The organism is Veillonella sp. T11011-6 (assembly GCF_002959755.1).
Taxonomy (GTDB): Bacteria; Bacillota; Negativicutes; order Veillonellales; family Veillonellaceae; genus Veillonella.
Genome location: NZ_PPCW01000001.1, coordinates 788,074 through 801,635 on the forward strand (window position 1 = coordinate 788,074; position 13,562 = coordinate 801,635).

15 protein-coding genes are annotated in these 13,562 nt (G+C 38.0%); 2 read left to right on the top strand and 13 right to left on the bottom strand.

Annotated elements, in window-relative coordinates:
• Positions 1–58: 58 nt before the first annotated feature.
• The 11 genes from VRHSUH10_RS03690 to ilvB all read right to left on the bottom strand — a co-directional run bounded on the left by VRHSUH10_RS03690 (position 59) and on the right by ilvB (position 10,822).
• A complete protein-coding gene (locus tag VRHSUH10_RS03690; RefSeq protein ID WP_105089492.1) occupies positions 59–241 on the bottom strand; it encodes a hypothetical protein in 183 nt (60 codons plus the stop codon).
• Positions 242–379: 138 nt separating this feature from the next.
• A complete protein-coding gene (locus VRHSUH10_RS03695; protein ID WP_105089493.1) occupies positions 380–1,567 on the bottom strand; it encodes an aspartate aminotransferase family protein in 1,188 nt (395 codons plus the stop codon).
• A gap of 90 nt (positions 1,568–1,657) precedes the next feature.
• The gene (gene argB, locus VRHSUH10_RS03700; RefSeq protein WP_105089494.1) at positions 1,658–2,515 is read right to left on the bottom strand and encodes an acetylglutamate kinase; all 858 of its coding nucleotides are present in this window, start codon (positions 2,513–2,515) and stop codon (positions 1,658–1,660) included.
• A gap of 10 nt (positions 2,516–2,525) precedes the next feature.
• The gene (gene argC / locus VRHSUH10_RS03705; RefSeq protein ID WP_105089495.1) at positions 2,526–3,476 is read right to left on the bottom strand and encodes an N-acetyl-gamma-glutamyl-phosphate reductase; all 951 of its coding nucleotides are present in this window, start codon (positions 3,474–3,476) and stop codon (positions 2,526–2,528) included.
• 110 nt (positions 3,477–3,586) lie between these two features.
• A complete protein-coding gene (gene argF, locus VRHSUH10_RS03710; RefSeq protein ID WP_105089496.1) occupies positions 3,587–4,597 on the bottom strand; it encodes an ornithine carbamoyltransferase in 1,011 nt (336 codons plus the stop codon).
• Between the two features lie 19 nt (positions 4,598–4,616).
• Positions 4,617–5,804, bottom strand: coding sequence for a M20 family metallopeptidase (locus tag VRHSUH10_RS03715; protein WP_105089497.1), 1,188 nt, complete (start codon positions 5,802–5,804; stop codon positions 4,617–4,619).
• Positions 5,805–6,148: 344 nt separating this feature from the next.
• The gene (locus VRHSUH10_RS03720) at positions 6,149–7,471 is read right to left on the bottom strand and encodes a metallophosphoesterase family protein (RefSeq protein ID WP_105089498.1); all 1,323 of its coding nucleotides are present in this window, start codon (positions 7,469–7,471) and stop codon (positions 6,149–6,151) included.
• A 36-nt stretch (positions 7,472–7,507) separates the two neighbouring features.
• Positions 7,508–7,792, bottom strand: a complete 285-nt coding sequence (locus VRHSUH10_RS03725; protein WP_233187065.1) for a hypothetical protein — start codon at positions 7,790–7,792, stop codon at positions 7,508–7,510.
• A 31-nt stretch (positions 7,793–7,823) separates the two neighbouring features.
• Positions 7,824–8,411, bottom strand: coding sequence for a carbonic anhydrase (locus VRHSUH10_RS03730; RefSeq protein WP_105089499.1), 588 nt, complete (start codon positions 8,409–8,411; stop codon positions 7,824–7,826).
• Between the two features lie 162 nt (positions 8,412–8,573).
• Positions 8,574–9,086 carry an acetolactate synthase small subunit gene (gene ilvN, locus VRHSUH10_RS03735; protein WP_105089500.1) on the bottom strand — a complete coding sequence of 171 codons (513 nt, stop codon included), beginning with the start codon at positions 9,084–9,086 and terminating at the stop codon, positions 8,574–8,576.
• 8 nt (positions 9,087–9,094) lie between these two features.
• Complete coding sequence (ilvB, locus tag VRHSUH10_RS03740) at positions 9,095–10,822, bottom strand: biosynthetic-type acetolactate synthase large subunit (protein WP_105089501.1); 1,728 nt, start codon at positions 10,820–10,822, stop codon at positions 9,095–9,097.
• A gap of 193 nt (positions 10,823–11,015) precedes the next feature.
• On the opposite strand from ilvB, the gene VRHSUH10_RS03745 reads away from it, so the two are divergent.
• Entirely contained in the window at positions 11,016–11,294 is a 279-nt protein-coding gene (locus VRHSUH10_RS03745; protein WP_005385785.1) for a hypothetical protein, read from the top strand.
• 49 nt (positions 11,295–11,343) lie between these two features.
• On the opposite strand, the gene VRHSUH10_RS03750 is transcribed toward VRHSUH10_RS03745, so the two are convergent.
• Positions 11,344–11,673, bottom strand: a complete 330-nt coding sequence (locus VRHSUH10_RS03750; RefSeq protein ID WP_060924050.1) for a nitrous oxide-stimulated promoter family protein — start codon at positions 11,671–11,673, stop codon at positions 11,344–11,346.
• A gap of 9 nt (positions 11,674–11,682) precedes the next feature.
• Positions 11,683–12,498, bottom strand: a complete 816-nt coding sequence (locus VRHSUH10_RS03755) for a class I SAM-dependent methyltransferase (RefSeq protein WP_105089502.1) — start codon at positions 12,496–12,498, stop codon at positions 11,683–11,685.
• A gap of 601 nt (positions 12,499–13,099) precedes the next feature.
• Between VRHSUH10_RS03755 and VRHSUH10_RS03765 the strand changes: the two genes are divergently transcribed.
• Positions 13,100–13,519 carry a hypothetical protein gene (locus VRHSUH10_RS03765; RefSeq protein ID WP_105089503.1) on the top strand — a complete coding sequence of 140 codons (420 nt, stop codon included), beginning with the start codon at positions 13,100–13,102 and terminating at the stop codon, positions 13,517–13,519.
• The last annotated feature ends 43 nt before the right edge of the window (positions 13,520–13,562 follow it).

Genomic DNA, 13,562 nt, shown 5'->3' on the forward strand with positions numbered 1-13,562 from the left:
ATAACAGGGTAAAAGTAAAAGAAAACGACAGGCATAGCCATGTCGTTTTCTTTATGTCTTATCGGTTGCGTAATACTGCTTGTACCGCTAAGGATACAACAGCTGTTGCAACTGCCACAGCAGCAGTAATTTTTGCTGTTGTGAAAAGTTCTTCTTTTGTAGGTTTTGCTTTACCGGCAATATCCAAAGTTTTTGCTACAGCAGGAACCAATACTTCGTTACGTAAGGATTCTGTATTCATATTTACTCCTCCAATATAAACTGTTTCTTCTAGGGTAACACGAATGAGAACTAAAGTCTATATATTCATCGACTTATTTCAATGATTATACGGTTACGCAACTATTTTAAATGATATTTATGAAAGTTATCCTTAAAATTATTTTGCTGCTAACTCTTCAATAGCTTCAGCTACAATAGTGATGGCTTTTTCCAATTGGTCTTGAGGAATATTAAGAGCTGGTAAAAGACGTACTTTATTTTTAGCAGACAAGCATACAACACCCTTTTCAAGACATTTTGCAATGACTGCTTTTGGATCTACTGTAGTTTCAATACCAAGCATAAGGCCCATGCCGCTCACACCTAGAATACCAGGTTTGCCTGCTAAGGTAGCTTTTACATACTCCCCTTTTGCTTTTACAGAATCTAAGAATTCTGGTGTTAAACGATTAATGATAGTAATGCCTGCTGCCGCACAGATTGGATTGCCACCAAAGGTTGTAGCATGGGCACCAGCATTTAACACATATTGCATCTTTTCATTGAATAGTGTAGCCCCCATAGGAAGGCCACCTGCTAAACCTTTTGCAGTAGATACTACATCTGGCTCGATGCCAAATTGTTGATATGCATACAAACTACCAGTACGGCCATTACCAGTTTGTACTTCATCGATTAACACGAGTTGATCGTGTTCATGAGCATATTTTGTTACTGCTTGTACGAACTCTTTATCTAGTGGCATAACACCACCTTCACCTTGAATAGGTTCCATCATAATGGCACAAACTGCAGGATTATCAAGAGCTTTTAAGGCCGCATCAATATCGTTGGCTGGTGTATGAATAAAGCCTTCTGTAAACGGGAAGAAATGTTGATGGAATACATCTTGCCCCGTAGCAGATAAGGTAGTGATGGTACGACCATGGAAGCTATTCACTAAGGTAACGATGACATGACGACCTTCGCCATACTTATCATGACTATATTTACGAGCTGCTTTGATGGCACATTCATTGGACTCTGCACCAGAGTTGGAGAAGAATACCTTCTTCATACCCGTTTTAGCGCACAATTGTTTTGCCAATTCAATTTGTGGTAAAGAATAGTACAAATTTGAAATGTGGTTCAACGCATGAGATTGTTTTGTCACAGCCTCTGTCCATTCATCGTCATCGACACCAAAAGCTGTTACGCCGATACCAGATCCAAGATCGATGTATTCTTTACCATTTACATCCCATAAAAGGGAACCTTTACCTTTTTCAAAACATACATTGAACCGGCCATACGTATTGGCTATATATTCTTTATCTTGTTGTTCAAAATCGATTGTATTACTCATTACATCCTCCGAACGTACGGCCTAGCCGTCGTCTATCTATGTGAAAGGTAGCGATAGTAATAAACAATTACCATCGCTATACCTACTATATTACTTTACAAACATGGTGCCAAGACCTTCATCAGTCAATAGCTCAATAAGAATAGCATGTGGGATTTCACCATTGATGATAAATACCTTTTGAGCTCCTGATTTAATGGCCTCTAAACAGCAATCCACTTTTGGGATCATACCGCCAGCAATAATACCCTCTGCTTTTAATTGATCCGCCTCTGCCATTGTAATCTTTGAAATTAAAGATTCCGGATCATGCACATCTTTTAGTACACCATCAATGTTAGTCATGGCCACCATTGTTTCCGCCTTAAGGGCACCGGCAATTTTTGCGGCTACCGTATCAGCATTAATATTATATGTCTTGCCATCAGACCCCATACCAATGGAAGAAATGACAGGAATATAACCTCTACTGATAACGTCATCGATAATACTTGTATCAATCGTATCGATAGAACCTACATAACCAAGCTCATCATTTTGTTTATGAACTTGAATCATATTACCATCCACACCACAGAGGCCAACAGCCTTACCACCAAGGTCTGTTAAATCTGCTACGAGACCTTTATTAACCTTACCGGCTAATACCATTTGTACTACATCCATTGTCGCTTCATCTGTGACACGCAAGCCATTTGCAAAATGAGATTCAATTTTCATAGCATCTAGTGTGCTATTAATAGCTGGACCACCGCCATGAACGAGCACAACTTTTACCCCTACCAATTGAAGTAGCATTAAATCCTTCATAACGGATTTTTTTAATTCTTCATCAATCATAGCATTGCCGCCATATTTAACGACAACATATTGATCTGTATATTGTTTAATATATGGAACGGCCGCAGTTAAGATATGCGCCCGCATTGCATTTGTTACGTCCTTCATAATTTCCTCTCTAACCTAGTGCTAGACCTGTATCCTCAGGCAAACCTAAAGCAATGTTCATACATTGAACGGCAGCACCAGATGCACCTTTGCCTAAATTATCGAAAATAGCATGAACCATAATGCGTTCATCGTTGCCAGTCACATAGATTTTCATGCTATCTGTGTTACTCAATTGATTGGCATTTAACATGCCTGTATTACTGTTCTCAGTAAATGGTACGACAGTAATAATCGGGCTACCTTTATAAAAGTTTTCCAATGCCTGTTGCACTTTATCAATGCTTATTGGCTTTTGACATAAACGACTGTGAATGCCTACCGTTACTTCCATGCCGGAATAATAATCATCCACGATAGGAATAAAAATAGGCGCTTCACTTAGGTCACAAACATGTTGTACCTCCGGCAGATGCTTATGTTTTTGACCAAGCCCATATTGACGTGGGGCGTAAAGGAAATAATCTTTAGGTTCACTTTCATATTGGCCAATCATCTTTTTACCACCACCGCTATAGCCTGTTAAGGATGTGATAGTGAAAGGATACTCTGTTGGTACAAGACCAGCTTTTACAAGAGGTGCAATACAAGCAATCATACCGCTCGCATGACAGCCAGGGTTAGCAATATGTTTTTCAGTAGCAATGGCTGTTTTATAATCCGCACCGAGCTCTGGGAACCCATAGGCCCAATCATCAGCCGTTCTAAAGGCAGTCGATGTATCAATGACCTTACATGGTAATTCACCGATAGCGGCCATGATTTCTTTAGATGCCGCATCAGGCAAGCAGAGAAATACAATATCGGCCTCTTTAACGACCTCTTTTATAGCCTCTACGTTTTTACGATCCTCATCAGCTGTAGCCAATAATTCTATATCTTTTCTATCAGATAACCGTTCATGAATTCTTAAACCTGTTGTACCTTCATGACCAACAATAAATACTTTATAGGGTGCCATAGTAAACCTCAATTCTCACCTATTGGTGACTCATATCTATTTATATAGCCTCACAGCCGCTATAAATAGGAAACAAACTATACGATTCATCACCTTCTAGGGAGATGAAATTATTTTAATGGATAATCGCTAAAGGTAGCAACCATAACTGCTTTAATGGTATGAAGACGATTTTCTGCTTCTTGGAATGCTAAGGAGTTTGGACCTTCGAATACCTCTTCCGTTACCTCGATACCATTCATGCCGAACCGTTCAAAGATATCTTTACCTACTTGTGTTTCTGTATTATGGAACGCTGGCAAGCAGTGACAGAATTTAGTATTTGGATTACCTGTTAATGCCATCATTTCTGCATTAACTTGGAATGGTTTAAAGGTATTGATACGTTCTTCCCACATATCGTATGTATCCCCCATGGTTACCCATACGCCTGTGTAAATAACATCTAAACCTTTAACACCTTCAGCTACATCGTCTGTACATGTAATAGTAGCTCCTGTTTCTTTCGCCACTTTTAAACATTCTTCATAAAATGGACCTGCTGGCCAATATTGTTTAGGACCGATAAGTCTAAAATCCATCCCCATTTTAACGGCACCACTCATCAATGCGTTACACATATTAGATTGACCATGACCCACATAAGCGAAGGAAATTTCATTTAATGGTTTGTTGATATTCTCTTGTAAGGTTAAGAAATTAGCTAATGTTTGTGTAGGGTGATCCATATCGGTAAGACCATTCCAAATTGGCACGCCAGAGTATTCTGCCAATGTATCGACGTCTTCTTGGTCAAAGCCTCTAAACTCGATAGCATCATACATTGAGCCAAGCACACGAGCCGTATCCTTCAAGGATTCTTTCTTATTCATTTGAGAACCTGTAGGTCCAAGATATGTGGTATGAGCACCTTGGTCAGCGGCGCCTACTTCAAAGGCACAACGTGTCCGTGTGGAATCCTTTTCGAAGATAAGGACAAAATTTTTGCCTTCTAGTGTTTTAATTTCTTTTCCCGCTTTTTTATCTGCTTTCAATTTTGCCGCTAAGTCCAAGAAATATTTAATTTCTTCTGGCGTGTATTGAAGCATTGTTTTAAATGATGTATGTTGTAAACTTTTCATGATAACCTCTTATTTCAAACTACTTTTTTTCTTGCAAAAATTCGGCGGCAATAGCAGCCATCATTGTTATACCAGGTTCCAGAATGCTTTCATCAATGGTGAAAGCCTCATTATGCAAGGCCGGATTACCTTCAAATCCAGTACCTAACCATAGGAAAGCACCTTTTATTTTATGAAGATACGCAGAGAAGTCCTCTGCTGCCATAGAAGGAAATTCAGGATGAACCACCGCTTGTTTGCCAAGATATTTTTCTACAATAGATGTGGCATAATCGATGGCATCTGGATCATTGATAGTTGCGCCATGACCGCGTTTATAATCTAGAACACTTTCCGTTTTAAACATCATGTCGATAGCTTGTAAACTTTCACCAAGACGTCGTTCTATATAATCCCGTTTTGCTGGTTCATAAGTACGACAAGTACCTTCTAGATATACATCGCCACAGCCTACATTGTATCTGTCGCCCCCCTTGATAACACCGATGGTACATACTAGATTTTCCATTGGATTCGTTTCACGAGCCACAATAGATTCTACGTTTACAATCCAGTTTGCGGCTGCTACGATGGCATCTACCCCATTATGAGGCTCCGCTCCATGGGTCGATTTCCCTTTAATATGGACGAGGAAGTGATCCGATGCAGCCATCAAATTACCTTTTTTTAGACCTACCGTACCAACCGGTAATTGTGGCCATACATGAAGGCCATATATTTCATCTACATCATCAAGAATGCCGCTATCTACAATACCTTGTGCACCTGGGAATAATGCTTCCTCTTCGGAAGGCTGGAATACGAGCTTTACGGTGCCATGCAATTGGTCTTTAATAGACTGTAAAATGGCTGCTGCACCAAGCAAAATCGCTATGTGGCTATCGTGTCCACAAGCGTGCATAACACCTTTATTTTGGGAGGCAAATGGTAAACCTGTTTCCTCATGAATGGGTAATGCATCTATATCGGCACGCAATGCAATAACAGGACCTGTATGAGCTCCTTCGATCTTGCCGATTACCGCATAATCAGAAATATCATTTACAAAAGGAATCCCTAGTTCGTTGAGAACCTTTTGAATAAATAAAGACGTATTTTGCTCTTCACCAGATAACTCTGGATGACTATGAATATGTCGACGCCATTCTACAACTTGTTCTTTATATTGTGCGGCATATTTCTTGATCAAATCTTGTAATGTATTCATTACTCTATCTCCTTTATACACTATATGTATATTTTATACATTATTATCGTATTTTTATAACTTATGTACGTATTATAATACTATCAGTCGTTTTATTCAAGTTTTATACAAATTTTCTGTATTTTTATTTGTTATGCTATGAATTAATTTTTATCATAGTCCTTAGAACTGTAATTTACATGAACTTAATTTAGCATATAAAATATCTAATAAATATATAATTATCATTTATATGTTTACCTATTTAAACTATAAATGAGAGAAAACTATTTGTATAAACACACAAAAAAGACACCTTCCAAGGAAGGTGTCTTTTGCTTATATATTCTTATATTCTTGTGCTTCTATTTCTCTATAACCGACTCATCTAGCTGTGTACCGTCTGATAAGAAAGCTTTTACTATTAATTTATTCGGTATAACAGTCATCGTCATATAGTTATTCTTATCTCGATCTGGTGCCACATATACATCTAAAGGATGTTCTTTCCACTTAGGGCGACGAGCATCTCCGGCAATACCAGTCAGAATATATAATGGTCCCGAAGCATCTCGATCAAAGTTACGTACATGCCCTCTATTACGATAAGAATGTAAATGAGCTGACAACACTAAATCTACATTAAACTCATCAAAGATAGGCATAAACAATACGCCCTCTTCGTTGAATCCTACATCACGACTTGCGCCAGGGCGGTCAAAGGCATATTGGAATGGATCCCGATGCATGAGAACCACGGTCCACTTTTTAGTATTAGCTGCTAAATCTTGGCGTAGCCACTGAATCTGTACATCGTATAAATCAGGATGATGCGTATCATGGTTATCCTCATGATTGCTTTCATATAACATTGTATCTAATACAACGTAATGAACATCACCGAAGTCATAGGAATAATAACGACGATTAAAAATTTCATTTCCATTAGGCGGTACTGCGAAGTAATTCAAATACGCATAAGGCTCACGCATTTTCCAATCTAATGTATACATCTCATGGTTGCCTAAGGTCGTTGCTAACGGCACATTAGCACTCAACGGTCTAATAGAATTTAACCAAGTACGCCATTGATAGTCTTGTTCCCCATTATCTACAAGGTCACCCATACTAATATACAGGACTGTCCTTGGATTGCGATGTGCTGAGTCCTTTACAATCTCTTCCCATTGAGAATAATCCCCCGACTGAGAGTCTGGATATATGAGCACATCATAGACACTAGCACCAGCCGTTTCCAGGGAGTACCAATCACTACGGCGATCACTGCCATACCCAACGCGATATTCATATTTAGTATTAGGTGTTAACCCTGTCAAAGTGCCCTCATGAATATAGGTGGTACTGCCGTCATCAGTAAAAACTTTATCCGTTGCCCCTATCGATTGAGTATTTTCAGAACCTGTAAAACGATACTCTATTACCGCATCAGCTTCGCTGCTATCTGATTGCCACATAATAGTACGACTCGTGCTGTTATCTTGAGCTACAATTTGTCGAATGTAACGGCCTTCAGAATTAAGGAGCGGTTTTATCTCTTGACCACTCACAACAGCTGCAGTCCGAGCAATTCGACTGTATATAGTATCCCTATATACATAGCTACCTACAGTAGCACCAACCACGGTAATAATAGCTAGTAAGGAAATAATTAATCTTTTTTTGTTCATATAATTCCTTTATTAACTAAACTATTTGACTAATATTTAATAAGTAGTAGCACCCCAAAATCGACTAAATTCCGTCCAAATAATTTCCGTATCAACTTGAGATAATTCAACCTGTAGTCTGTATGTTATGCCAACTTTGCAGCGTTTTTTTAACCCCTTTTCATCAGCACTACAAACCTTAGTGGAGCCTTTATCAAAAGACCATTCTAGGTCATCTAACGATTGAACTTGGGTAGAAATAAGATTTTTAAAATTTGAAAAGTCCTCAAGAAAATGCTTACACGCTACCTCGAATATATCCAATCTATCTACATTGCTCAATTCACAATACCTCTATCAAAAGATTTATCTATTATTTTTCGTAATATTGTTTCATTTGTGTATAGCCATTAACGATGACTTCAATTTCACCTGTTCTAGGATGGAAGATAAGACCGTGAATAGGTACGTCTTTCGGAATCAAAGGATTCATACGCAATTCGTCTACTGTGTCTTCTACATTTTCAGCAGGGTGTGTAAATCCATCTGCCCAGCGTTCCATTTCTTTACGGACCATATGAATCGCTTCTGGTGCAATACCACGAGCCAACATTTTTTCTGTTAAATCTTTTGCCGTAGTTTTTGCCATACCACATTCGTGGTGACCAATGATAAAGATTTCGTTAACGCCTAGCTCATAAATACAAACAAGTAAACTACGTACAACGCCATCAAAGGGACCTGTAATACAGTTCCCTGCAGTCTTTACAATTTTCGCTTCACCGCGGCCAATATCCATGGAATCTTCTAAGAAGTTAACAAGACGTGTATCCATGCATGTAACGATTGCCATTTCACGACTAGGCATCTTACTGCATTTAGTATCTGTTTCTACATAACCTGTATTTTGATCTTCTACATATTCTCTATTATGGGCTAAAATATCATCTAATAAACTCATAGTACCTCCTATATAAAAAAACCTTGGCATACAACCAAGGTCTCTATATCAATAATGGTCGATATAAATATTATATCATATTCAGTTGTACCCATTCTAAATCACTACCAGTTTTAGATCATTATCCTCCAAAAATAGATTTAGAATAATTAGAGTTAAAACTTATTTATCAGGTGTAGATAGTGCTTCGATAGCAACGCTACCACCGCGTACAACTTCAATACGATTAACAAACATATCTTTAAATAGAGCAATCATGTCGTTATTTTTAGATACTGTTTTTACACATTGTACGAGAACAGATTTGCGGTTATAATCGACTACTAACAAGTCAAAGGTTTGAGCAATGCGGAAGATTTCTTGTTTATCTGCTTCTTTGCAGCTGTTGACCTTAATAAACAATAGTTCTTTCTTTGTAATCGGCATATCCGTAAAGTCGATAACCTTAATTACCTCTACACTACGATTAAGCTGTTTAATGATTTGTTCGTATGTCAAATCGTCGCATGTGAGCTCAATGGTCATACGAGACATGGTATGATCTTCTGTCTCCCCTACAGTCAATGTATCTAGGTTATAATTTTTACCTGCGAAGAGGCCTGAAATTTTAGCCAATACGCCGATTTGGTTTTCTACATACGCTGAAATACAGCGTTTTTCCATATGTAATTCCATAGCCCCTCCTATTTTTTATCCTTTAATAACATATCGCTTAAAGACTTGCCCGCTGGTACCATTGGCAAAACATTAAGTTCTGTAGGAATGATAAATTCAAGTAAGGTTGGTCCATCTTTGAAAGTATCTGCCAATTGGAACCCTTTTTCGATATCCTCTACCTTCGTGATACGCATAGCTTTAGCACCATAAGCTTCTGCCAATTGTACAAAGTTTGGAACGTATTCAAACTCATCATTATCGATCATATCACGTGTCACAATAGAGCTTTCATCCATCAACAAATTAGTACAAGCATATCGTTTGTCGTAGAACAATTGTTGCCATTGGCGTACATTACCAAGGAAGCCATTATTCAAAATGATGAGAGTTACTGGTAAACGGTAATGCATAGCTGTGGCAAATTCCTGGATATTCATTTGTACGCCACCATCACCACAGATAGCAAATACTCGTTTATCAGGGTTGCCAATTTGAGCCCCTAACGCAGCTGGGAACCCATAGCCCATCGTTCCAAGGCCACCAGATGTCAACATTTGGTGTTGTCCTTTAATTTCGAGGAACTGAGTAGTCCACAATTGATTTTGTCCTACATCAGTAGCAACAATAGGTCGTGCATAGTGGTTATTAATATAATCAATAACAATTTGAGGTGTTAAGCCCTCTTCACCAGCTTGTGTAACAGGGCGCTCAGCCTTAAGTTGTTGTAATTGCGCAGACCATTCACCAAGATCATGAGGTTCAATATATTCCAATAATTTTTCAATAGCTAATTTAGCATCTGCTACGATTGGAATATCTACCTTAATATTTTTAGAAATAGATGCTGCATCCACATCAATATGGATAATCTTACAATTTTGTGCAAAGGTACTTAATTTGCCTGTAATACGATCGTTAAAGCGTGTACCAATAGAAATCATTACATCACAATCAGTGAGTGCCACATTCGGTGCATAGCCACCATGAATACCAATATTGCCGAGATATAAAGGATGTCGACTATCGATAGCACCTTTACCCATCAATGTAGTTACAACAGGAATGCCTGTTTTTTCTACTAGCTTCATCATGAGATCGTTAGCACCACTAATGCTAACGCCACCGCCTAATAAGAATAGTGGTCGTTTAGCCTTGCTGATAATAGAGCATGCTTTTTTTACTTGTCCTACGTGAACTGTTGTATTTGGTTTATAGCCACGAATATTAACCTCTGTTGGATACTCATCAGAGCCCATAGCCTTTTGAATGTTTTTAGGAACATCCACCACTACAGGACCAGGACGACCAGTACGGGCAATATAAAAGGCTTCTTTCAAAATACGCCCTAGCTCTTTACGATCACGAACGGTAACAGCATATTTACAGATATTACGCACAATACCAACCGTATCCACCTCTTGGAATGCGTCATTGCCCATGAGGCCCAAGTCTACTTGACCTGTAATACAAACAAGGGGCACACTATCAGCGTATGCTGTAGCAATACCTGTCACAAGGTTTGTCGCACCTGGTCCAGAGGTTACCATGCACACCCCTACTTTACCTGTACTGCGAGCATAACCATCTGCTGCATGAGCCAATGCTTGCTCATGACGTGGCAAAATTACTTTTACCTTATCTTGTTTATATAATTCATCCATGATATCGATGGTTGCTGCCCCAGGATAGTTGAATAGTATATCTACCTGCTCCTCTTGAAGGGCCTTAACCACATATGCTGCGCCTGAAATCATAGGTGCCTCCTTAACTATGTAAAAAATGCATATCGCATTCTCAATATTCTCATTCGATATATCCAAAAAATTGAATATCTTATATAGATGTGTTATACTCAGTAGTGTACCACATGTTGTGGTACATGAGTATGTAATAAATCTCAAATTATAGAAATATATATTAATTTTGTCTGGAAAGGACTGTAAAACCATGAAAGAAATCTTAGGTTTCCACTTAAACGGTTGCCCTTATTGTGCAAATGCATTCCGTGCTATCGATGAACTTGTTGCAGAAAACCCTGCATATGCAGACATTCATATCAACTGGGTTGAAGATCAAGACGCTCATGAGCTCTTCAAAACTCACCCTTATGAGTACTATCCAAACTTATGGTTCGACCTCGACAAACAATATGAGGCTCAACCTGGTGAAAGCTATGACCAAACAAAAGCATTAATCAAAGCTGTATTGGACAAAGCAATCGCATAAGATTATTACATGAAAACGTGATAAAACCATTAAAAAGAGGCTAGCATGGCTAGCCTCTTTTTTTGTCTTTCCATTCAAGATACATATGTCTAATGACTTGGATCGGCGATACCAGTAACATCCTTGGTCCACCATAACGCATAATTTCACGGATTTTTTCACGATAATTAGGTGCATAGCAATGGGTTTTACATACACTACAGAATGTTTTAGTTTCCATATGAGGACATGCATCAATGCGATGCTCCGCATATTCCCAAACCTTTTCGCAATCCTCACATAGCTGCCCCTTAGGAGTATGGTGCTTATTATGACAATAGATGCCAATAATTTGGTACATAGTTTTTAGTTCTAACTTACGTTTTTCATCAACTGTCATACGGCTCTCCTATTTCACAGACCATAATACCCAAGCCACTTTATCAACCGTTTTATTATGGATTTCTCCATTAATGGCTAATTGTTCAATGAGATTTCTAATTTCTACTTTCATATCTTCAATATCGCCCCATGTATTATTATGAAGTCGCATAGCAAAGTAATTAACCGCTTTATCAAGACTCATAACCTCTGTTTCAGGCACTGTTTTATAAATCACTTTTACATTATGCCCTATTTCATGAATAACATCTAAACATGCTTTCATCTTACCATCCCATGGGAATGAATCGCGACCAAAGAAATGTTCAGATAACATATCTACCGTTTCATCGCTGCGTTCACTAAAAGCGATCCACAAGCATTTATCCTTACTTGATTCATGCATGGCGCGAATGTTTTCTACATCAAACATGATCGGACAGAAAATACTATATGTTAAATCAAAGGTTTTATCCCATTTTAGTTCACGGCGAGTTTCATCGGACCAAGGCGCAATATACAAGCTAAGATCTAAACCTTCTGACTCTGCTAATTGTTTAGCACCACGAATCATACCATCAGATAAATCTATACCTGTTGCCTTATAGCCTTCACGAGCCAATCCTAATGCATAGTCACATACACCACAGCCAATATCAAGGGTACAACCGTCTTTAGGGGGCAAAAGATTTTCATTCTTCAAGAAGGATAAAAACTCTGTAACCTGCGCCTTACGATCGTCCCGATTGTGCATTTCTACAAAGTAATTAGATCGATTATTCCACGCATCTTGCTCATCACGCCAAGTTTTGTCGACGGTGAGTTCTTGTATTCTATTTGTCATTCTATCTCCTCTGTATCACTACATCAAAACTATGCAATGATACAATTTAGTACTTTATTAATCTTAATTAGATAATCTATATGTTATTCATCACGTCCTATATGCCTAGTGTTCCAGCTAGGATGTTCAGATTTTCACAAGGACATTTTTATTGTACATCATTCTCAAAATAAAATGTGTTACTCAAATCACATTTACACGCTATTTCAATACTATCAAATATAAAATCCTATATGGAGCTTTTAGCTGTACCACATCCCCTATATATCATCATAAAAAAACCTCCACTCATTGGAGTAGAGGTTTTCTAAATCATTTATATCAACAATATGCTCATTACTTCGTAGCTGTTCAGATCCAGTAATGAAAGCTTCACGTAGACCCTAATTTCTTCTCTAATAATTTTCTTGTTTCCCTCTTGAGTAAAGGCTTTTTAATGCCGAAAAATACGGCAATGGTGGGAATCAACATATACACCCTTACTCCATTTAGTAGTTCGTGCATGTATTTCTATTCGTTTCTCTCCTATTACTAGAGTTAATATAGCTGTTTCATATATTATTTATATTTATTATAATAAAGAAAAGGAGGCTTTGAAAGTATGGGAAAATATATGATAATCCTTATGTTTCTATTGGTCGCTATTGCTGTAGTTTTTGCTACTTATAACTTATCTATAATTAGATCTATGCCTCCTGAAGAGCGTTATAAACTTCTTTACTTTAAGGATGATCAAGTCTCTATAGGCATTGGCTTAGCAAGAAGAACATTTAAATTAAGCGATATTCGTGAGGTACGTTTTTCTAAAGGAAAACAATTCCGTAGTATGGGTAGCTGGGCCGGCAGAATGCAAATTTGTAAACTAAATGGTAAAACAAGCCGTTGGATAGAATTTGATGGTACTGTCTATTACAAAAAGATGGTATATATAACTAATGAAGAAATCATTGATAAATCAATAGACTTACTGATGAATGAATTTCAAGCACGAGGAATTCGTTGTACTAAATATAGATGCTAACATATAATTTTCTGAACTATACATCAACCTAAAGAATAAAGAC

Coding starts and splice junctions, on each gene's coding strand:
- VRHSUH10_RS03715 (WP_105089497.1), bottom strand. CDS start 5,804: ATGAATACATTACAAGATTTGATCAAGAAATATGCCGCACAATATAAA.
- VRHSUH10_RS03695 (WP_105089493.1), bottom strand. CDS start 1,567: ATGAGTAATACAATCGATTTTGAACAACAAGATAAAGAATATATAGCC.
- ilvN (WP_105089500.1), bottom strand. CDS start 9,086: ATGGAATTACATATGGAAAAACGCTGTATTTCAGCGTATGTAGAAAAC.
- VRHSUH10_RS03765 (WP_105089503.1), top strand. CDS start 13,100: ATGGGAAAATATATGATAATCCTTATGTTTCTATTGGTCGCTATTGCT.
- ilvB (WP_105089501.1), bottom strand. CDS start 10,822: ATGATTTCAGGCGCAGCATATGTGGTTAAGGCCCTTCAAGAGGAGCAG.
- VRHSUH10_RS03730 (WP_105089499.1), bottom strand. CDS start 8,411: ATGAGTTTATTAGATGATATTTTAGCCCATAATAGAGAATATGTAGAA.
- VRHSUH10_RS03755 (WP_105089502.1), bottom strand. CDS start 12,498: ATGACAAATAGAATACAAGAACTCACCGTCGACAAAACTTGGCGTGAT.
- VRHSUH10_RS03750 (WP_060924050.1), bottom strand. CDS start 11,673: ATGACAGTTGATGAAAAACGTAAGTTAGAACTAAAAACTATGTACCAA.
- argB (WP_105089494.1), bottom strand. CDS start 2,515: ATGAAGGACGTAACAAATGCAATGCGGGCGCATATCTTAACTGCGGCC.
- VRHSUH10_RS03745 (WP_005385785.1), top strand. CDS start 11,016: ATGAAAGAAATCTTAGGTTTCCACTTAAACGGTTGCCCTTATTGTGCA.
- VRHSUH10_RS03690 (WP_105089492.1), bottom strand. CDS start 241: ATGAATACAGAATCCTTACGTAACGAAGTATTGGTTCCTGCTGTAGCA.
- VRHSUH10_RS03720 (WP_105089498.1), bottom strand. CDS start 7,471: ATGAACAAAAAAAGATTAATTATTTCCTTACTAGCTATTATTACCGTG.
- argC (WP_105089495.1), bottom strand. CDS start 3,476: ATGGCACCCTATAAAGTATTTATTGTTGGTCATGAAGGTACAACAGGT.
- argF (WP_105089496.1), bottom strand. CDS start 4,597: ATGAAAAGTTTACAACATACATCATTTAAAACAATGCTTCAATACACG.